The organism is Rufibacter sp. DG15C, from assembly GCF_001577755.1.
Lineage (GTDB): Bacteria > Bacteroidota > Bacteroidia > Cytophagales > Hymenobacteraceae > Nibribacter.
The window spans coordinates 1,646,921-1,666,689 of the sequence record NZ_CP010776.1; the positions used below are offsets into that span (position 1 = coordinate 1,646,921).

At 50.7% G+C, this 19,769-nt stretch carries 16 protein-coding genes and 1 tRNA gene; 13 read left to right on the top strand and 4 right to left on the bottom strand.

Going from position 1 to position 19,769, the window contains the following annotated elements; translation table 11 throughout:
- Nucleotides 1-3 precede the first annotated feature (3 nt).
- From TH61_RS07000 to TH61_RS07050, 11 genes are all read left to right on the top strand, one after another.
- Nucleotides 4-939 (top strand): ring-cleaving dioxygenase, encoded by a 936-nt coding sequence (locus TH61_RS07000; protein ID WP_066507732.1) that lies wholly within the window; start codon nt 4-6, stop codon nt 937-939.
- A 1-nt stretch (nt 940) separates the two neighbouring features.
- On the top strand, nt 941-1,303 hold the full coding sequence (locus TH61_RS07005; RefSeq protein WP_066507733.1) for a hypothetical protein: 363 nt from the start codon (nt 941-943) through the stop codon (nt 1,301-1,303).
- Between the two features lie 27 nt (nt 1,304-1,330).
- The gene (locus TH61_RS07010; RefSeq protein ID WP_066507739.1) at nt 1,331-1,966 is read left to right on the top strand and encodes an alpha/beta hydrolase; all 636 of its coding nucleotides are present in this window, start codon (nt 1,331-1,333) and stop codon (nt 1,964-1,966) included.
- Nucleotides 1,967-1,970: 4 nt separating this feature from the next.
- A complete protein-coding gene (locus TH61_RS07015) occupies nt 1,971-2,249 on the top strand; it encodes a GNAT family N-acetyltransferase (RefSeq protein WP_066507740.1) in 279 nt (92 codons plus the stop codon).
- 27 nt (nt 2,250-2,276) lie between these two features.
- Nucleotides 2,277-3,227 carry an adenylate/guanylate cyclase domain-containing protein gene (locus TH61_RS07020; RefSeq protein ID WP_066507741.1) on the top strand — a complete coding sequence of 317 codons (951 nt, stop codon included), beginning with the start codon at nt 2,277-2,279 and terminating at the stop codon, nt 3,225-3,227.
- 139 nt (nt 3,228-3,366) lie between these two features.
- Entirely contained in the window at nt 3,367-3,825 is a 459-nt protein-coding gene (locus TH61_RS07025) for a nuclear transport factor 2 family protein (protein ID WP_082780321.1), read from the top strand.
- A gap of 255 nt (nt 3,826-4,080) precedes the next feature.
- The gene (locus TH61_RS07030; RefSeq protein WP_157600630.1) at nt 4,081-5,466 is read left to right on the top strand and encodes a sigma-54 dependent transcriptional regulator; all 1,386 of its coding nucleotides are present in this window, start codon (nt 4,081-4,083) and stop codon (nt 5,464-5,466) included.
- Nucleotides 5,381-6,814 (top strand): PAS domain-containing sensor histidine kinase, encoded by a 1,434-nt coding sequence (locus TH61_RS07035; RefSeq protein ID WP_082780322.1) that lies wholly within the window; start codon nt 5,381-5,383, stop codon nt 6,812-6,814. The genes TH61_RS07030 and TH61_RS07035 overlap by 86 nt, the downstream gene beginning before the upstream one ends.
- 497 nt (nt 6,815-7,311) lie before the next feature.
- Entirely contained in the window at nt 7,312-9,351 is a 2,040-nt protein-coding gene (locus TH61_RS07040; RefSeq protein WP_066507752.1) for a transglutaminase domain-containing protein, read from the top strand.
- A 31-nt stretch (nt 9,352-9,382) separates the two neighbouring features.
- A complete protein-coding gene (locus TH61_RS07045) occupies nt 9,383-11,299 on the top strand; it encodes a DUF3857 domain-containing protein (protein ID WP_066507754.1) in 1,917 nt (638 codons plus the stop codon).
- Between the two features lie 117 nt (nt 11,300-11,416).
- On the top strand, nt 11,417-13,450 hold the full coding sequence (locus TH61_RS07050; RefSeq protein WP_066507756.1) for a DUF3857 domain-containing protein: 2,034 nt from the start codon (nt 11,417-11,419) through the stop codon (nt 13,448-13,450).
- 105 nt (nt 13,451-13,555) lie between these two features.
- Here the strand turns inward: TH61_RS07050 and TH61_RS07055 are convergent.
- The 3 genes from TH61_RS07055 to TH61_RS07065 all read right to left on the bottom strand — a co-directional run bounded on the left by TH61_RS07055 (nt 13,556) and on the right by TH61_RS07065 (nt 16,337).
- A tRNA-Pro gene (locus TH61_RS07055) sits at nt 13,556-13,629 on the bottom strand.
- Nucleotides 13,630-13,756: 127 nt separating this feature from the next.
- On the bottom strand, nt 13,757-14,341 hold the full coding sequence (locus tag TH61_RS07060) for a hypothetical protein (protein ID WP_066507763.1): 585 nt from the start codon (nt 14,339-14,341) through the stop codon (nt 13,757-13,759).
- A 208-nt stretch (nt 14,342-14,549) separates the two neighbouring features.
- A complete protein-coding gene (locus TH61_RS07065) occupies nt 14,550-16,337 on the bottom strand; it encodes an ABC transporter ATP-binding protein (protein ID WP_066507765.1) in 1,788 nt (595 codons plus the stop codon).
- Between the two features lie 148 nt (nt 16,338-16,485).
- Here TH61_RS07065 and TH61_RS07070 point away from each other — a divergent pair, with 148 nt between their 5' ends.
- Nucleotides 16,486-17,586: a Glu/Leu/Phe/Val dehydrogenase dimerization domain-containing protein gene (locus TH61_RS07070; RefSeq protein WP_066507767.1), complete on the top strand. Its 1,101-nt coding sequence runs from the start codon at nt 16,486-16,488 to the stop codon at nt 17,584-17,586.
- A 2-nt stretch (nt 17,587-17,588) separates the two neighbouring features.
- Here TH61_RS07070 and TH61_RS07075 read toward each other — a convergent pair whose 3' ends face one another.
- Nucleotides 17,589-17,867 carry a hypothetical protein gene (locus TH61_RS07075; RefSeq protein ID WP_066507769.1) on the bottom strand — a complete coding sequence of 93 codons (279 nt, stop codon included), beginning with the start codon at nt 17,865-17,867 and terminating at the stop codon, nt 17,589-17,591.
- Between the two features lie 660 nt (nt 17,868-18,527).
- Between TH61_RS07075 and nusB the strand changes: the two genes are divergently transcribed.
- Nucleotides 18,528-19,700, top strand: a complete 1,173-nt coding sequence (nusB, locus tag TH61_RS07080; RefSeq protein ID WP_066507770.1) for a transcription antitermination factor NusB — start codon at nt 18,528-18,530, stop codon at nt 19,698-19,700.
- Nucleotides 19,701-19,769: the final 69 nt, after the last annotated feature.

Here is a 19,769-nt window from a genome sequence, read left to right on the forward strand (position 1 = left end):
ACTATGGAAAACAGAATATTAGGCCTGCACCACATCACGGCCATCGCCGACAAGGCCAAAAATAACCTTGATTTCTACACCAAAACACTAGGCTTACGCCTGCTCAAAAAGACCGTCAATTTTGACGACCCCGGTACGTACCACTTGTACTACGGTGATGAAAAAGGAAGCGCGGGCACCATTCTCACGTTCTTTCCGTATGAGGGCTCCCGTCGTGGAAGCGCCGGTACCGGCATGGCCACCAATATCGGCTACTCGGTGCCCGAGGGAAGCTTTGACTTCTGGATGAAGCGTTTTGAAGACCACAACGTCATCTACAACAAACCTTCGGAGAAGTTCGGGGAGAAGTACCTGACCTTCCTGGACCCGGACGGCCTCAAACTGGAGCTGGTCATCCCTAAAAACCAGGATAACCGCACGCCCTGGACCACCGATGAGGTGAGTTCCGAGGTGGCCACCAGAGGTTTCCACAGCGTAACCCTGACCTTGAAGGACATCAAAGCGACCGCCGCTATTTTGACGGACATCTTTGGTTACACCTTGCAGGAGAAAAGCGGTAACCGCTACCGTTACATTACGGACGCCGTGGAGCACGCCGCCATCATTGATTTGGTGGAACTGCCCAATGAGGCCAGAGGCATTGGCGGGGCTGGGACCAACCACCACATCGCGTTCCGGGTGAAGGACGAGGCCACCTTGATGGAATTTAGAAAGAAGATAGCCGCCGCCGGCCATAATATCACTGAGAAGATTGACCGCAACTACTTCTATTCGCTTTACTTCAGAGAGCCGGGCGGGGTGTTGTTTGAGATAGCCACAGACAACCCGGGTTTTGGCATTGACGAGGAGTGGGATAAACTAGGTTCCAGCCTGTTGTTGCCTCCGCAGTACGAAGCCAGCCGGGCAAAAATTGAGGCCGTGTTGCCGAAACTCGACTAAGATGGAAGATTTTAAAATCACCCGCGTGTACGCAGACCAAAACGGCGACAGTCGGTTTGCCGAGGTGTCCAAGCCTTTGCGCCACGCGGGTGACATTGGCTTCCTGTCCGAGCCCGAGCAGGTAGAGACCATCAGTTTCAGGAAAGTGGTGCCCGGTTATGACTATGATTTCCATACCGCGCCGGCCCGGCAGTACATCATTCTCTTGGACGGCGAAATTGAGATAGAAACCTCTCTGGGCGAGAAGAAACAATTCAAGGCCGGCGAGATTCTGCTCATGGAAGACACCACCGGCAAAGGCCACAAGACCAGGAACCTGTTGCCCCAGGTCCGTCATTCCATATTTGTCACCTTGAAAGATTAGCTTTAGCATCTATTACATTACACCGCTATGTACACGCATCAAAAGAACGTCATCACTGCCGGCAAGCCTTTGACCCCAGACAGCAAAGTGCTGGTGATGGTCCATGGCCGGGGCGCCACCGCGCAAAGCATTCTGGAACTGGCCAATCATCTGCCGGTAGAGGAGTTCGCGTTGTTCGCCCCGCAGGCCACCCAGCACAGTTGGTATCCCTACAGTTTCATGGCGCCTTCAGAGCAAAATCAACCGGCCTTAGACTCCGCCTTAGAGCAACTGGACACCTTGGTGAACGGTCTGCTAACACAAGGCGTGAAGAGCGAAAACATCTACCTGCTAGGCTTCTCGCAGGGCGCGTGTCTTTCCTCTGAATACGCCACCCGCCACGCCAAGCGCTACGGAGGATTGCTTTTGTTTACCGGCGGCTTGATTGGCCAGCAACTGGAGACAAGTAACTACCAGGGAGATTTCGCCGGGACGCCGGTCCTCATCACCACTGGAGACCCAGACCCACACGTGCCCGTAAGCAGGGTGGAGGAGACGGTGGCCATTATGGAGAAGATGGGCGCGAAGGTGACCCAGAAAATCTACAAAGGCCGTCCGCACACCATTCTGCAGGAAGAGATTAACTTGGCCAAAGAAATTCTGTCACCGGCCACAGTCAGCTAATCTTATGGACTTGACCATCACCAACAACGAAGCGGCCCATCGCTTTGAGACCGAAGTGGAAGGGCGCACGGCTTTTATTACCTACAAGCTTCGGCCGGGTGTCATCACCGTGCTCCACACCGAAGTGCCCCAGGAACTGGAAGGCCGAGGCATTGCCGGCGCCATGACCAGGCACGTGCTGGACTACATTGCCGCAGAGAATCTGCAACTGGTGCCCTTGTGCCCGTACATGGCATCTTATCTCAAAAAGCACCCCGAATACCAATATCTGATAAAGCCGTAAAACATCGTAAAACTTAACCCGTGCGTTATGTCCTGTCACGTTGATTTCAAAGGAGAGAAATTGGTGTCGGTGGCAGAAGGGCAGTCTTTGCTGGATGCGTCTCTGGCGGCGGGCATTCCGCACTATCACGCCTGCGGCGGAAAAGGGCAGTGCACCACTTGCCGGGTGCTGGTGCTGGCCGGCGCAGACCACCTGACTCCGGAAACCGATGCGGAGCTAGCCATCAGGGCGGTGCGCCACTTCCCCAAAAATGTGCGCCTGGCCTGCCAAGTGCAGGTCACGGGGCCAGACGTGCAGGTGCAACGCCTTATCAAAGACGACGCAGACCGCTTCATCTTCCTCAACGGAGAGCAAGACAACATCACCGAGGTGACGGGCGTGCGCCGGAAAATGGCCTTGTTTTTCATTGACATCCGCAATTTCACGCCTTTCATTGAGGCGCATTTGCCTTTTGACGTCATCCATATCATGCGCCGTATGTTCAGCCTCACGCGCAATGCCATTGAGCAATATGACGGCAGAATCATAGACACCGCCGGCGATGGTTTGTACGCGGTCTTCGGGATGGATACTAAAATCAAGAAAGCCACCGAGTCTGCGGTGCTGGCGGGCCTCAAGATTCTGGAAGACGTCAAAATCTTCAACAACACCTATATGCGCCCCTACTTCAACCACAACTTTGAGGTGGGCATTGGCGTGCACGTGGGCAAGGTCATTTACGGGAATGTGGGCATCGGGCTGAACAACAACCTCACTGTGATGGGCTACCCCGTCAACATTGCCGCCCGACTGCAGGCCGCCACCAAGGAAGTGAACAACAGCTTCGTGATTTCACAGCGGGCGTACAGTCTACTCAAGAACCCGCCTTATTCCATGGACAGCACCATGCTCAGCCTCAAAGGCGTCCGCACCGAGTTTGAAGTGCAACTCATTGGCAAGCCTTATCAATACGCTACCACCTCGGCGCAACCTAAGTAAAGTTATCCTCCTCTATTTTCGGCCTGATTTCTTAGAAACAAGCCAAAAACGAGCATCTCCTTGGCGGGCTTTTTAATTTCCAGATGCAGGCCGTGCAACTCTTCTGTCTCTTTTGCTACTTTAGAGAAAACCTGTCCTTATGAAAAAGCTATTCCTATCAATGACGTTTCTTCTAGCTACTACCCTGGGCTGGGCGCAGTGCGTTTCTACAGAGCAAGACAAAGCGGGCGTGCAGGCCGCGTGCATGGATTACATTCAGGCGTTTTACAAGGCAGATACCACCATCGCCTACCGTAGCGTCCACCCGAAGTTGCAGAAGCGAGGCTTCTCTTTTTCGCAGGCCAATCAAACCTATTCACAACAACTAGAAATGCCGTTTCCGGCTTTGATTAGCTTGGCCAAGCGTTGGAACAAGGATGGAAAACAAGCCAATGCCAACTCGGTGCAAACTGTGCAGATTCTGGACATCTGCGACAAAACCGCCTCTGCCAAGGTGACCGCCGTCTGGGGCATTGACTACATCCATCTGGTGAAGGAAGACGGCAAGTGGTGGGTAATGAACGTGCTCTGGCAGTCCCTGCCTAACCAAAAGAAGTAACAACTTGTAATTTGCAAAGAGCCGCTCTCCGTTTTCGTCCTCTTTCCCAAGAAACAGGCCAAAAACGAATGACGGCTTTCTCTTTTCCTCATTCAGGCAGACAACTTAACTGTTCACCAGCGGACACTTTTTTGTTCAGCGTCGGACACACGTTGCGGGCTTATTTTGTACATTCACCTTGCCAGCAGGCATATAGGGTATTTTCTATCTTCTGGCACAGTTTAGGTGTAGCGTTCTGCAAACTCAAGCCCAATCATCGTGCAACCAACCTTAGGCAAAATCCTGATTATAGATGACAACGAGGACGTGCTGTTCTCTGCCAAGATGCTTTTGAAAAAGCACGCCCAGCAGGTGCTCATTGAGAAAGACCCGCGCAAGATTCCGTTCCTGCTTAATCATGATACCTATGACCTGATTCTGCTTGACATGAACTTCACCGAGGATATTTCCAGCGGCAATGAGGGCTTCTTCTGGCTCAAGGAGATTCTGGCCCGCGACCCCAGCGCCGTGGTGATTATGATTACCGCGTTTGGCGATGTGGAGATGGCCGTGCGCGCCCTCAAAGAAGGCGCCACTGATTTTGTGCTCAAGCCTTGGCAGAACGAAAAACTGATTGCCACCCTCACTGCAGCATCAAGACTTAAAAGCTCCTACAAAGAAATCTCCTCGCTCAAGAAAACCAATTCGGCGCTGGCCTCTCAATTGAACCAGAGTGTGGATTTGGTGACCGGTAAAAGCCCGGCCATGCAACAGCTATTGCACCTCATGCACCGCGTGGCCAAAACCGATGCCGATGTCTTGCTCCTGGGCGAAAACGGTACCGGGAAAGAGGTCATCGCCCGCGCCCTGCACCAAGAATCTGCCCGCGCAGAAAAAGTGTTCATTACGGTAGACATGGGTGCGGTGACAGAGACTTTATTTGAAAGCGAATTATTCGGACACAAGAAAGGCGCATTTACAGACGCAAAGGAAGACCGCGTGGGCCGCTTTGAAATGGCTAACGGCGGTACCCTGTTTCTGGACGAGATTGGCAACCTGTCCCTAGCCATGCAAGCCAAACTACTTACCGTTTTGCAACGCCGTGAGGTGATACGCGTGGGCACCGGACAACCCATTCCCATTGACGTGCGGTTGATTTGCGCCACCAACATGCCCTTACAGCAGATGGTGGCACAGGGACAGTTTAGGCAGGATTTGCTGTACCGCATCAATACCATAGAACTGCACTTACCGCCGTTGCGCAACCGCCTGGAGGATTTGCCATTGCTGGTAGACCATTTCCTGCAACGCTACGCCCAGAAATACAAACAGCCGGCCAAATCCCTGTCAGAGTCGGCGCTTGACAGGCTCAAGCGTTATGACTGGCCAGGCAACATTCGGGAGCTGGAACACGTGCTGGAGCGGGCGTCCATCATCTCAGAGAACCATGTGTTGCAACCGCAGGATTTTTTCTTTTTGCAGGTACAACAGCATATACTAAATACAGAAACTGCTTCGCAGACGCACAACCTGGACGAAGTAGAGAAAGCCACGGTGGTCAAGGCCATGAGCAAGTATGATGGCAACATCTCCAAGGCCGCCAAAGAGCTGGGCCTCTCCCGCGCCTCGCTTTACAGAAGACTGGAGAAGTATGGGCTTTAGGAACTTCCGGTTTCAGATCGTGGCCCGCGTGCTATTGCTGGTGGCCACCGTGTTTGTGTTTTTCAAGATTGGCTTTGACGCTTCCTTGGTAAGTACCCAAGTCTTTGTGGGCCTATTGATTGCCGCGCAGACCGTGGCGCTCATTGTGTTTCTGGAGCGCACCACCAACCGCCTAGTCAAATTTCTAAACACCATCAAATACGATGACTTCACAGAGGTCTTCACCAGCCGGGGAGAGGGAGAGAAGTTTGACGAGCTCTACAAAAGCTACAACGAGGTCATCAAGAAATTCAAGGACATCCGCTCAGAGAAAGAAGCCACCACGCACTACTTCCAGACGGTGGTGCAACACATTGGCATAGGTATTCTCACGTTTAAGAAATCCGGCGAAGTCCAGCTCATGAACAACGCCGCCAAGCGCTTGTTGCAAGTGCCCAGGCTGGAGCATGTAGAGCATCTGCGCGCGGTTTCATCTCAATTAGCCGAGCAACTCCTCACGCTCCCCGCGGGTCAGAGTGCGGTGCTCAAACTGCCACACGGCAAAGAGCGCGTGCCTGTTTCTCTGTTTGCCGTGGATTTGGTCTTGCGCGGGGAGGACTTCCGGTTGGTGTCCATCCAGAACATTCAGCGGGAGCTGGAGGACAAGGAGATGGAGGCCTGGCAGAACCTGATTCGCGTACTCACGCATGAAATCATGAACTCGGTGACGCCCATAGCCTCTTTGGCCGGAAGCGTAGCCGCCGATGTACAGGATTACCTGGAGGCCCAGCCCGGCAACCAAATCTGTCTGGAGCGCGAAGAAACCGAAGACATGGGCATGGCCCTGCAAACCATTGAGAAGCGCAGCCAGGGCCTGGTGCGCTTCGTGAACGACTTCCGGAGCCTGGCCCGCGTGCCCACGCCTAAAAAAGCGTTGTTCAGCGTAGATGAAATGTTCAGGCAGTTGCAGTTGCTGTTCCAGGAGGAGGTGGCCCATGAGAACATCCTGTTCATTGTCAATTGCCGCCCAACTAACTTAACCGTGCTCGCTGACCGGGAACTGCTGGAGCAGGTGCTCATCAACCTGGTGCGCAACGCCATCCACGCCCTGGCCGACCAACCCAACAAAACCCTACAGCTGGAAGCCTTCCAAGACTCAGACAGCCGTACAGTGTTGCAGGTCTCAGACAATGGCATGGGAATCTCTGAGGAGGCCCAGGAGCAGATTTTCCTGCCATTTTACACCACCAAATCCACCGGCTCGGGCATTGGCTTGAGTTTGTCCAAGCAGATTATGCGCTTACACAAAGGCACGTTGACGGTGAGTTCAGAACTGGGGAAGGGGACTACGTTTACGCTTCGTTTTTAGGCTGTTTCCAGAAAATAGGCCGAAAACGGGACTGCTTGGTGCAGGGAAGTAGTTCAGAAGACTTAGTTATTAAGTGGCAAGCAAGTGGTTAGTCTTCAAGGTTCTCTACAATCTATGCATCATAATTAATTCAGATAGCCCTGCCAAATAGGTGCCTGGCGGAGCTGCAGTGGCTTAAACAACTATAGGCAAAAGGAGATGAAACGTATCCTGCAAAAGCTGACGGCGCATTTTTATTACGTTGGTTTAGTATTTTACTATTGAATTCCATTAATTTTAGAGGAGTTTTCGGTCAGGGTGTACATTGTGCTCTGTCTGTAAGTTATTCCACACCTATCCCACTTCTAATCTTCGCCTGGTTTCCTATCCTTTGGGTACGCTAGATTTAAATTCAAGAATAAATCCTTTTAAGACTTACCATTTCATTTTTACTGTTATCAATCAATTATTTAGCTTTTATACCATTACTCTTTACCATTCTATCTAAACCCTCTAGTATGCGTATTTCTACCCTTTTGCCGTTTCGCGGCATCTTGTTGGTGCTTTGTCTTTTAGGCAGTGCCCTAGTCCAAGCCCAGGACGCTCCCGTGAAATATGGGAAAGTGACCGAAGAAGAACTTAAGATGACTTCCTACGCCAAAGACACCAGCGCCGCCGCGGTGATCTTGGCAGACTATGGAAGGTCATACTTTACCGTAGTTAATAATAGCATGAAACTGAATTTTGAGCGGGTGATGCGTATCAAAGTCTTGAAAAAGGCCGGTTATGAAATGGCTAATATTACCGTGCCGTACTATCAGCAGTCCTCAAGCAGTAAAGAGCTGGTATTGAATATTAAGGCCACCACATATAATCTGGAGAATAACCAGGTAGTGAAAGTAAAGATGGACAACAGCGCCATCTTTGATGAGAAGGAAAGTGAGAACTGGTACAACAAGAAATTCACTCTGCCAGCAGTAAAGGAGGGCTCTGTTCTTGATATATCTTACGCCATATCCTCAGACTTCATCTTTAATTTTAGAGACTGGACTTTTCAGGGCTCTATACCGGTGGTGCATAGTGAATACCGTGCCTCCATTCCTGAATATTATGAATACAAAAATTTCGTGCAGGGTTATGAGCCAATGGTGGTGAATGAGGTGCTGCCCGGATCCATGACTGTCACTACTACGCAACGGGAATCATCTGGTGGAAACATTGGCGTAAGCAGCAATACTACTTCTAGCAGTGAAAATGTACGGACTGTGAACCATAGGTGGGTCATGAAAGATGTGCCTGCTATTACGGCAGAGTCTTACATTACCACTATTCAAGACTATATCGCTAAAATTGAGTTTGAGTTGGAGTGGATCAGGTATCCGTATGAGATGGCAAAGCGGGTAGCCGGTAATTGGAACAAACTCACGGACGAGTTCTTGCTAGAAGACCGGTTTGGCGCGCAATTGAACCGCACTGGTTACTTCAAAAATGAAGTGGCGTCATTGCAGTCTGTAAAAGATACCTTGGAGAAGGTGAACACCATCTATGACTACGTAAAGAAGAATGTAAAGTGGAATGGCAAAGGCGGTGTTCTGGCTACCAACACTTTACGCAAGGCCTTCGAAATTAAATCTGGAAACGCTGCAGACATTAACCTCATGCTGGTGGCTATGTTGCGTGACGCTGGCCTGGAGTCCTACCCAATTGTGCTGAGCACGCGTGACCACGGCAGAGTACCTACCCATGCACCCATGCTTAACAAGTTTAACTATGTGGTAGCCTTTGTGAAAACGCCGAAAGGTGATTTGCTGTTGGATGCTACAGATCCTTTCATGCCTTTGGGCCAACTGCCTAAGCATTGCTTGAACGGGCAGGGTTGGTTGGTAGCCAAAGACCAAGGCTCCTGGATTCCATTGGTACCACAGGGCAAGTCTACAGAGCTGTTGAACGCAGAACTGAGCATTTTGCCTACAGGAATCATGAGCGGAAAAGTACAGGAGTCAAGCAGTGGCCTGTTGGCCGTGAACATGCGCACCGCCGTGAAAGAGGCAGGTGAAGCAAAGTACATGGAGAAACTTGTGAACGCTCAAAACCAGTTTGAACGCAAGAAGCCTGTCTTAAAAGACCTTGCCCAGATACAAAAGCCAATTTCCCTGGAATATGAAATCACCAGCACCGGTGACGGCCAAGCCAAGGATATCATTTATGTGAACCCTATGCTCTTGAAGGCTAGACAGGAGAACCCATTCAAACACACAGAGCGCAAGTACCCAGTGGACTTTGGCCATGGCACAGAAGAAGTGTACGTGTGTAACTTCACCATTCCAGAAGGCTATGTAGTGGAAGAAATGCCTAAGGGTGTGATGATGTCCTTGCCTGACAACGGGGGTAAGTTTACCTACATGCTGCAGCAGACGGGCAACAAGGTACAGGTGATGAGCAAAGTGACCATCTCTCGTCCAATCTTCTATGCCCAGGAGTATGAGGCGCTTAAACAATTCTACTCTCAGATTGTAGCCAAGCACGCAGAGCAGATTGTGCTTAAAAAGAAAATCTAAAAACCGTTTTTAGGGTGTTTTCCCAGAATTTATGAAAAACTGGATATTAGCTGTTGGGGTGGTGGTACTTTCCTGTACCTCCGCCAGTGCCGGAGAGCCTTCGTATTCTGCCTTGACCATTGACGCCTCGCTTAAAAAAGACGCCAACGCGGTGGTGCGCGCAGATGATGTGATTTTTACCGTCCACTCGCCGCAGTCTGCCTCGCAGAAAGTGCGGCAGGTGGTCACTATCCTAAATGAGAATGGCAATGGCCATGCAAGTTTAGCCGTGGGGTATGATAAGCTCACCAAGATAGATTACATCAAGGGCGCGGTGTATGACATGATGGGCAAGAAAGTGAAAACCTTGAAAGCCTCTGACATTACAGACGTAAGCGCCGTGAGCGAAGGGACTCTGTTTGATGACAACCGCATGAAAGTGGTCAAGCTCTCCCTGCCTTCTTACCCATATACAGTGGAGTTTGAATACCAGACGAGTACCAACAACCTGCTGTTCTATCCTACGTGGTATGCCATAAGCACAGATAAAACCTCTGTGGAGCACTCGTATTTTCAAGTGTCCATGCCCGCAGATATGCCGTTGCGCTACCGGGAGCTCAACCTGCCGGCAAAAGTAGAGACGGCGCAGACCAACGGGAGAAAACTCTACAGCTGGACCATGAAGAACATCACGCCCTTAGAGGTAGAACCCATGAGCATGGGCTACCGTGATCTGATTCCTATGGTAGTGACGGCGCCCTCAGATTTTGAAGTGCACGGGTATAAGGGAAACATGAACACGTGGTCAGACTTCGGGAAGTGGCTTACTCAGCTAAATGCAGGGAGGGACATATTGCCAGAAGCCACCAAGCAGGAAATCAAGAACCTTACAGCGGCTTTGTCAGACCCGCTAGCCAAAGCGGAAGCTGCCTATAACTACATGCAGAATAAGACGCGCTATGTGGGTATCCAATTGGGGATAGGCGGCTGGCAGCCTTTTGAGGCGACTACAGTGGACTCTAAAGGCTACGGAGACTGCAAAGCACTAAGTAATTACACCAAGTCTCTGCTAGAGGCGGCCGGTGTTACTAGCTACTACGCGGTCATAAGAGGAGGCGAAGGCGAGTTGCCCATCATCAATGACTTTCCTAGCAACCAATTCAACCATGTGGTGCTTTGCGTGCCCACTGCCAAAGACACCCTGTGGCTGGAGTGCACCAGCCAAACCGAAGACGCCGGGTACACCGGTACTTTCACCGGAGACAGGTATGCGCTGTTGGTGAAGCCAGAAGGGGGCGTCTTGGTGAGAACTCCCCAGTTTGACGCAAAAGACAACGGGCAGTATAGAAGTGTAAAGGTAAAACTGAATGCGCAGGGCGGTGGAGTGGCAGAAGCAACCACGTTGTTCTCTGGCAGCCAGCATGAGCACCGCAAAACCATGACGCATCATTACAGCCCAGAGGAACAGCTCAAATGGCTTTACAAGAACACTGATATTCCGGCCTTTGAGATCAAGAAGTTTACCCTGAGCCAGACTGAGAAATCCAGGTCGCCTAAGATGAAGGAGACGTTGCAATTGGACCTGCCCAGAGTGGCTTCGGTGAGCGGCAAGCGCCTGTTCATCACCCCCAATCTCATGAACCGCTGGACCTTTGTGCCGCCTGTTACCGAAAATAGAAAGCAGGATGTGGTTTGGCGCGAGCCTTTCTATGACACAGACACCGTGGAGTATGAGATACCGGCGGGCTACCTGCCAGAAAGCGTTCCGCAGCCTGTAAAGATTTCTTCTGTGTTTGGTGAGTACAAATCACAAGTGAGCATAAAAGGCGGCCGATTGGTGTACGTGCGGGAATTGACCATGCACAAAAGCCGCCAGGCGCCGGGCAAATACCAGGAACTGGTCAATTTCTTAAAGCAAGTCTCCAAGGCAGACCAGCAGCAGGTAGTCTTGGCGGCCACCCCTTCTTAATTCTTTAATGGTCGTTTTCGGGCTGTTTTCTAGAAAATAGCCCGAAAACGACAAAGTACCTCCTCTAGTGCGCCCTTGCTGCCAGAGGAGGATTTTTTATGTAGCAGCAATTTCCCCATGAAACCAAAGGTTACCAGCATCAGACCACTACTTAATAAATACCTGCTTCTTCTCTTGTTGGCAGGCTTGCCTGGCTTGGGCTTCAGCCAAGACCCGCTAAAAATGGGGCAGACCACCGCCGAGGAGTTGAACATGAAAGTATACGCCCCAGACACCAGCGCGGCCGCTGTGGTGCTGTATGACTATGGCCACTCTTCCTTTCTGTATACCAAAGGCACGCAAGTGCAGTTGAGACGGCTGTTGCGCATTAAGATTTTGAAGAAAGCCGGACTGGACCAAGCCAACATCAGCATTCCCTTTTACCGCAAAGACTTTAACAACAAAGAAGAGGTGCTAGACTTGAAGGGCTTTACCTATAACCTGGAAGGGGGCAAAGTCGTCAAGGTGAAGCTAGATGAGAAAGCTGTCTTTGAAGAGAAAGAAGACATCAACTGGTATGTCAAGAAACTGGCCATGCCTAATGTAAAAGTAGGTTCTGTCATTGAGGTAGCTTACACCCTCAAGTCTGATTATATCTCTAACCTGCGCGACTGGACGTTCCAGAACACTATTCCGGTGGCTTGGAGCGAGTATCGCGTGAACATGATGCCCTTCTATGAATACACTCACCTTTTGCACGGGTTCCAGAAGTTTCACATAGAAGACATGAAGGTGATTAGCCAGGCCATTGCCTACACCTCGCAACAGCAATCAGATAAGATCACCTCAGAGAAATGGGGATCTGCCACCTATAAAATTGCCCAGTACCGTTGGGTGATGAAAGACGTGCCCGCTTTTACAGATGAACCCTACATGACCAGTGTAGGTGACTACCTGTCCCAATTGGAGTTCACCTTGACAAAAATCCAATACCCAGATGAGCAGCCTACCTATATGGCAGGCACTTGGGAAGGGTTAGCCACTGAGCTTCAGAAGGAAGAGGAGTTTGGAATGCAGTTGCAAAACACCGCCATCTTTAAAAAGGCCGTGGAAGAAGCATCGGCTAACAGCCCAGACCTGCTGTCTAAAGTAAAAAGCATTGAGGCCTACGTTAAAAAGCAGATGACCTGGGACGGCAAGCACAGGATCTTTTCTGAGAGCATCAAAAAAGCCCATGAGGCACGCACAGGCTCATCGGCAGATATTAACTTATTGCTGACAGCCATGCTGCGCGAAGCGGGAATAGATGCCAAGCCCATGTTGGTGAGTACCCGTAGTCACGGCTATCCTGCCGTCAACATGCCCATGCTCAGCAAGTTTAACTATGTGATTGCCGCTGTGAAGGTAGGCGAGACCACGTACCTGCTAGATGCCACAGAACGTAATCTGCCGTTTGGTGTTCTTCCGTACCGCTGCCTCAACGGACAGGGCTGGGTGACCAGTCTGCCGGCCGGCAAATGGATGGCGTTGAAGAACAATGAGCGCAACGTACAACTGGTGTCTGCCCACATGGAAATCAAACCAACCGGCGAGGTAATAGGCAAGATGGAAGAGTCTTACGGAGGGCTGGCCGCCCACCAAATGCGCGCCCACATCAGAGAGCAAGGCCAGGAAAGCTATCTCAAAAAGCTGACTTCTCAAGACCCAGAGTGGACCCGCCAGGAGATAAGCTTGGTGAACCTGGAAAAGAACGACACAGACCTGAAGGCCAGCTATAAACTCCATAGAGTAGGAGAGACGCAACCGGTAAGTTTGCTGTACGTGTCTCCCATGTTGAACCATGCCACCCAGCAGAATCCGTTTAAATCAGCTACTCGCTTGTTCCCCATTGACTTCGCGACGCCGGTAGATGAAACGTACGTCTTTACTTATACCTTGCCAGCTGGCTATGAGGTAGAGGAAATGCCCAAAGCCATCAATGTGTCTTTGCCAGACAATTCTGCCAAGTTCAGCTATATAGTGCAGGTTACAGAGGGCAAGCTACAGATCATGAGCAAGCTCAACATCAACAAGCCAGTTTTCAACGCCAAAGAGTACAACGACCTGCGCGAACTCTACAACCGCATGGTAGCCAAGCACGCAGAAAAAGTAGTCCTCAAAAAGAAATCATAAGCTATCGTTTTCGGGCTGTTTTCCAGGAAACAGCCCGAAAACGATACTTCTATCAATGCAAAAGCCCTCGGCTCTAAAAAGAACCGAGGGCTTTTCTGTGTTCAGTCGGAATGGCAGGATTTGAACCTGCGACCTCCAGCACCCCATGCTGGCGCGATACCAGGCTACGCTACATCCCGATTACTAGTATCTATTGCAAAGAAAGTGAAAAATAGGATGCAGCAAAAGTAGGAGTGGCTTAAAAATTATTGGCTGGTACTTTCAGCGGGCATACCCATAAACGTTCAATTGAAGATACGCCGCCTTTTACTTTCTGGTGGTTCTCACCTTAAAGTGGTACGTGCCAGAGATGTTTTTCTTCACGCCGTTGCTGTTCAGCTCAAGAGCAGACAACTGGTACTTGCCTTTCAGCTGAAAGATGGCCTCAGAGCCAGAGGCACCCACGTACTTGATGGCGGTAATCTCATTGAACTCCTGCGCAGAGAAACCCTCCTGACTCACCAGATAGGTGCTGCTGCCTTCGGTTACGGGCACCTTGAAAGAGAACTGGAATGGGCCCGAGACGTCTCCAAAATTTTTAATGGAATACTGCTTCAGGTTACCAGCGGCAACCATAGCGGAACTGTCTTTGGGGAAGGAGATGAAAAACGAGTTTCTGGTGGATGCGGAAGAGGCAAACGTGTAATACGTGGTGGCATTATGCTGCATAGAAGGCAAATCTAAATGCGTGCAGTCAATCTTGCGTTCCCAGTCTGGGGTTTTGAAGGCCAGGTGCAGACTGTCATCAACCTCGGGAGTAGGCTCTGGATCATCTGAGGGACAAGCCGTTAAAAAGCATAGACTCAAGCAGGTCAATGCCAACGCAAATACGCGGTACGTAGCTGAATACATAGAGAAAGCAAGATTAGATGGTTTTTGTAGATTGTTCAAGAAAGAGTCCTGACAAAAGCCAAAGAAAGGAGCAAAAAATCACATTCGCAATGCCTGCTAGGCACAAGTTTTCAAGCAAAGTCTTTTCTAAAGGATTACAGGAGAATTGGTTAGGTGTGGCTTATTCGTTTTTGGCCTGTTTTCACCAAAACAGGCCAAAAACGACGGGTTATTCTATGTCTTCGGTCTGGAGCTGGCGTTCATACAGGGCCCGGTACAATCCGTCGGTGTCGGCCATCAGCTCATCATGGCTGCCGTGCTGCACCACTACGCCGTCGTCCAGCACTAGAATCTTATCTGCCAATTTCACAGAGCTCACGCGGTGCGAAATGATGATAGACGTGCGATTGTGCATGACGCGCTGCAGGCTGTTCAGGATGGCATTCTCGGTTTTGGTGTCTACCGCCGAGAGCGAATCGTCCAGAATCAGAATCTTAGGCTCACGGGCCAGAGCACGAGCGATGGAAACGCGTTGTTTCTGGCCGCCAGACAAGGTGATGCCGCGCTCGCCTAAAACGGTGTCAAACTGCTGCGGGAAGCGCATGATGTTCTCGTAGACATCGGCGTCCTTGGCGGCCTGTAGCATCTTCTCCTCAGACAGCGCCTCTACCCCAAACCCGATGTTGTTTCTGATGGAGTCTGAGAACAAAAACACGTCCTGCGGCACGTACCCAATCTGACTGCGCAGGGTAGAAAGATTGTACTGTTTAATGTCTTCGCCGTCCACCAGAATACGGCCACCGGTGGCGTCATACAAGCGGCACAGCAAAGCGGCAATGGTGCTTTTCCCCGAGCCGGTGTTGCCAATCACGGCCAGCGTCTCGCCAGGGTTAATCTGGAAGGACAGTTTCTTTAAGGCGTAAATGCCAGTGTCTGGGTAGGTGAAATCTACGTCTTCAAAGGTAATGGAACCCGTAATGTCTTTCTCTTCAATCGGTCCTGAAAGGATGTCTGTCTTGGTGTTCAAAAACTCATTGATGCGTTGCTGAGAAGCGGCGGCGCGTTGTACCAAGCTGGTAGTCCAGCCCAAGGCCGTCACCGGCCAGGTGAGCATGTTCACGTAAATAAGGAACTCAGCGATTACCCCGGGTGTGATGCTTCCGTTAATCACCTCTTTACCACCCAGCCAGACAGTGATGATGGTACTCAAGCCAATCAAAAACAGAATGAGCGGGAAGAACAGTGAGTTGACGAAGTTAAGCTCCAGGGACTTGTCGCGGTAGGTATCGCTGGCCTTGGTGAAGTTGGCGTGCGAGTCCTGCTCGCGCACAAAGGACTTCAATACCCTAATGCCCGAGAACGCCTCCTGCACAAAGGTGGTGATACCGCTCAGGCTTTTCTGAATCTCGTCAGACTTACGCTCGATGATGTTGTTGACGTAGTATATGCTCACGCTCAAAATAGGCAGGGGCAAGAGCGTGTACAGCGTCAGCTTCACGTTCACCGAGAGCATGTACGGAATCACCATCAGGAACAAAGCCACCAAGTTGATGCCGTACATGATGGCCGGCCCTATGTACATGCGCACGCGGCCCACGTCCTCAGAGATTCTGGCCATCAGGTCGCCGGTGTTATTCTTGCGGTAGAAGCTCAGCGGCAAAGTCTGGTAATGCGCGAAGATTTCGTTCTTGAGGTCATTCTCAATCAAGCGGCTCATCACAATGATGGTCTGGCGCATCAGAAACAGGAACACTCCCCTGAGCAGGGCCATGGCTACAATCACCGCTCCGTAGAACAAGGTACTGCGCGCAAAGCTGTCATACACCGTTTCCTGCTGGCCGAAGCCCTCGTGGAGCTGGTGCAGGTTGATGCCCTCGCGCACCAGGTCAAAGGCGTGCCGAACCACCTGCGCCGGAATGATGGCAAAGACGTTGGAGACAATCACAAACACAATTCCCCAGAAAAACCGGAATTTGTACTTGAGCAAATATTTATTGAGGTAGCGGAGTGATTTCACGGTATAATTTTAAGTTTTACTACGAGGCTAACAGATGTTAGGGTTTTCCTTGTTGTAGTAAAAAGATATGCCTACTTTTGCGGCAAAAGTACTAAATCTGGGAGCCGTTTTCCGCAGGTTATGGAAGTAAATCATTTTATTCACAATTATGGTTGAAATAAAAGAAATATCAGGGGGCCAGGAATCTTCGGTTTTTAGCCAGATGGGCCAGTTTGATCATGAGCAAGTGGTGTTCTGCCATGACCATGATACCGGCCTGAAAGCCATCATTGGTATCCACAACACGGTATTGGGGCCTGCGTTGGGCGGTACCCGCATGTGGTCGTATGCCTCTGAGGCCGAAGCTTTACGCGACGTTTTGCGCCTTTCACGCGGCATGACCTTCAAGTCTGCCATCTCTGGTTTGAACCTGGGCGGTGGTAAGGCTGTCATCATCGGGGACTCCAAGAAGGACAAGAACGAAGCTATGATGCGCAAGTTCGGGCGTTTTGTGAACAACCTGAACGGTAAATACATCACCGCCGAGGACATGGGCATGACCACCCTGGACATGGGTTACATTGCCATGGAGACCAAGCATGTAGCTGGTTTGCCAGAGTCGCAAGGCGGTAGCGGTGACCCGTCTCCGGTAACGGCTTACGGTACCTACATGGGCATGAAAGCCTCGGCCAAGAAAGCCTGGGGCAACGACAGCCTAGCTGGTAAGAAGATCTCTGTACAGGGTACTGGCCACGTAGGTGGTTATTTGATTGACTACCTGGTAAAAGAAGGTGCCCAGTTGTTCATCACAGATATTGACCAAGAGCGTTTACAGCGTATTTCTTCGGCCACCGGTGCTACCGTAGTGGGCTTGGATGAAATCTATGACCTGGATGTGGACATCTATTCGCCTTGCGCCATGGGGGCTACCATCAATGACAACACACTTTCTAGACTGAAGTGCCAGATCATTGCCGGCTGCGCCAACAACCAGTTGCAGGATGAGAACGTGCACGGCCCGGCTTTGGTACAGAAGGGCATGATCTACGCACCAGACTTCTTGATCAACGCGGGTGGTATCATCAACGTGTACTCAGAAGTGAAAAAGCTGAACCGCGAGTGGTCTATGCAGCAGACAGAGCAGATCTACAACACCACGTTGAACATCTTCGCGAAGGCTGAGGCAGACGGCACGCACACGCAGAAAGCCGCCACAGAGCTGGCCCAGAAGCGTATTGACGACATGGCTAAAATCAAGAGAACTTACTAATCTTACCTTCGCCCTTGCAGGCGATGATATATTGAAAGCGTTTTTGGCTTCGTTTCTGAGAAACAGGTCAAAAACGCTTTTTTCTTTTCAATAGATTTATAGTCCCCCTTTGAAGGGGGTAGGGGGATGACGTACTTTATTTGATTCTTTCTTTCCACCTCAACTTCCTTAACCAAATGTTGATTCTCCCCTTGAGGGGGGCGTAGAGGGATGTTTACTTTTGCTGGGGATTGCATTGCGCTATTTACTCCCAACACCTTACTACCAACATCAACTTTCATTACTTTCTACCCGCGTTTGTCACTTTTCTCCTTGATGAGAAAAGTAACCAAAAGAATCAAGAGCCCCCGAACTCGCTGACCGCTCAGACAGGGCGGGGGCTCAAAGTGGTGCACCGTGAGAAGTGACTCGTTGCATTGTGGGCTTACGCCTCTGCTACTCCAAAGGTGGTTACTTTCTCCCTCGGGGAAAGAGACTTAAATTGACCAGGCTCCTTCCCCTCGGTCAATGGCCGGCGGACTGCTGGTTGAGAAGTTGCAATGCCTTTTCTCGCTGGCGCACATGAATTTCTGAGGTTCATGTAGAGACAACGGCACCGCCTTGTCTCCTGCGCATTGCTTTGGCAGCCAAACCATCTGCGGTGACTCTAAAACTCGTAGCGTCTGGGAAGACCTGCGAGCGTCTGCGCCAACAACCGTTTTTTGCCTATTTCCCAGAAAACAGGCAAAAAGCGCCTCACTATCAACCATGATAAATGGGAACTCTGTAAGCTTTCTCCCGAAGACTCAGAATTAAAAAGAAGTACCATTTGCTTCTTCCTCTCTTAGTTCGGACCTTTGCGGCAGAATTGGCGGTTATCGCCAAGCCTTGGCAGCGGGCCAATGGGTGCCTGCCAACTTTTACGCTTATTTTCACGTTCACCACGTTCTTTCCTTATCCTCATGCTCAACCGCAGAATACTCCGCATCAAAGCCATGCAAGCCATTTACGCCTACGTACAGGCAGAAGGGTCTGACTATTTGCTGGCCCTGGATCGCATCGCAGACACGTTCGCGCCAGACTTGATGGCCATTGAGCCGCAAGACAGAAACCTGCTGGAAGGCAAAAAGCAAATCGCCACACTGCTCTTCAAGGAGTGGTATGAGACCAAGAAGTTTGACACCGAGGAGAAAGACAAGGAAATCCTGAACGCCGCCCAAGACGCGGTGAACTTCTACCAGAACACGCTTAAGAAAGACCTCAAGTTCTTCGGGAACCAGATGCTGTCTGCCGCCGAGGAAATCTATGACCGCTATTTGCTGACCCTTTTGGTGATGCAGGAAGTGACGCATCTGATTGAGGGCGAAGAAAAGAAAGCCGCCACCCGTTTCACAGAACGCACCGACACGGACATGCGTGGCTTGTTGAAGAACAAAGCCCTGGCCAAATTGCTGGACAACAAGTTCCTGGAGCAGCGCGTGATCAGAAGAAACGTGAGCTGGGCCGGCAACCTGGACGTGATTACCCAAATCTACCGCAACGGCATCAAGAAAGACGAGCAAGTGCTGGCCTATCTGGAGCTGGTGGAGCCTACCTATGAGCAGGACCATGAGCTGTTGAAGCATCTGTACAAGGAAATCATCTTCAAAAGCGAACCCCTGCAAGCTCTCTTTGAGGAGCAGGACCTGAACTGGGTAGAGAACAAGTCTGTGGTGAAGAGCCTGGTGAACAAGTCCATTAAGATGCTAGAAGAAGGCACAGATGAGCACTTGGCCTTATTGGACCTTTCTGCCAGCTGGGATGATGACAAAGCCTTCTTTGAGGAATTGTACCATGAAACCCTGCGGGATGACGCCAAGTATGAGGCCATGATCTCTGAGAGCGTGCAGAACTGGGACGTAGAGCGCGTAGCATTGATGGACAAAATCATCTTGAAAATGGCGCTTTGCGAGATGCATATCTTTAGAAGCATCCCCGTGAAAGTAACTATCAACGAGTATATTGAGATCTCCAAAGTATACAGCACGCCCAAGAGCAAGCAGTTTGTAAACGGCGTGTTAGACAAGCTGTCACAGCAGTTAACGGCCAGCGGTGATATCCGTAAATCGGGTCGTGGTTTGCTAGACAACAAATAAGAACCAGTTTTTTGCGTTCAAAGAGGAGCGGGCTTTGCATTCAACCCGTTTTTAAGCTATTTTTCTGAA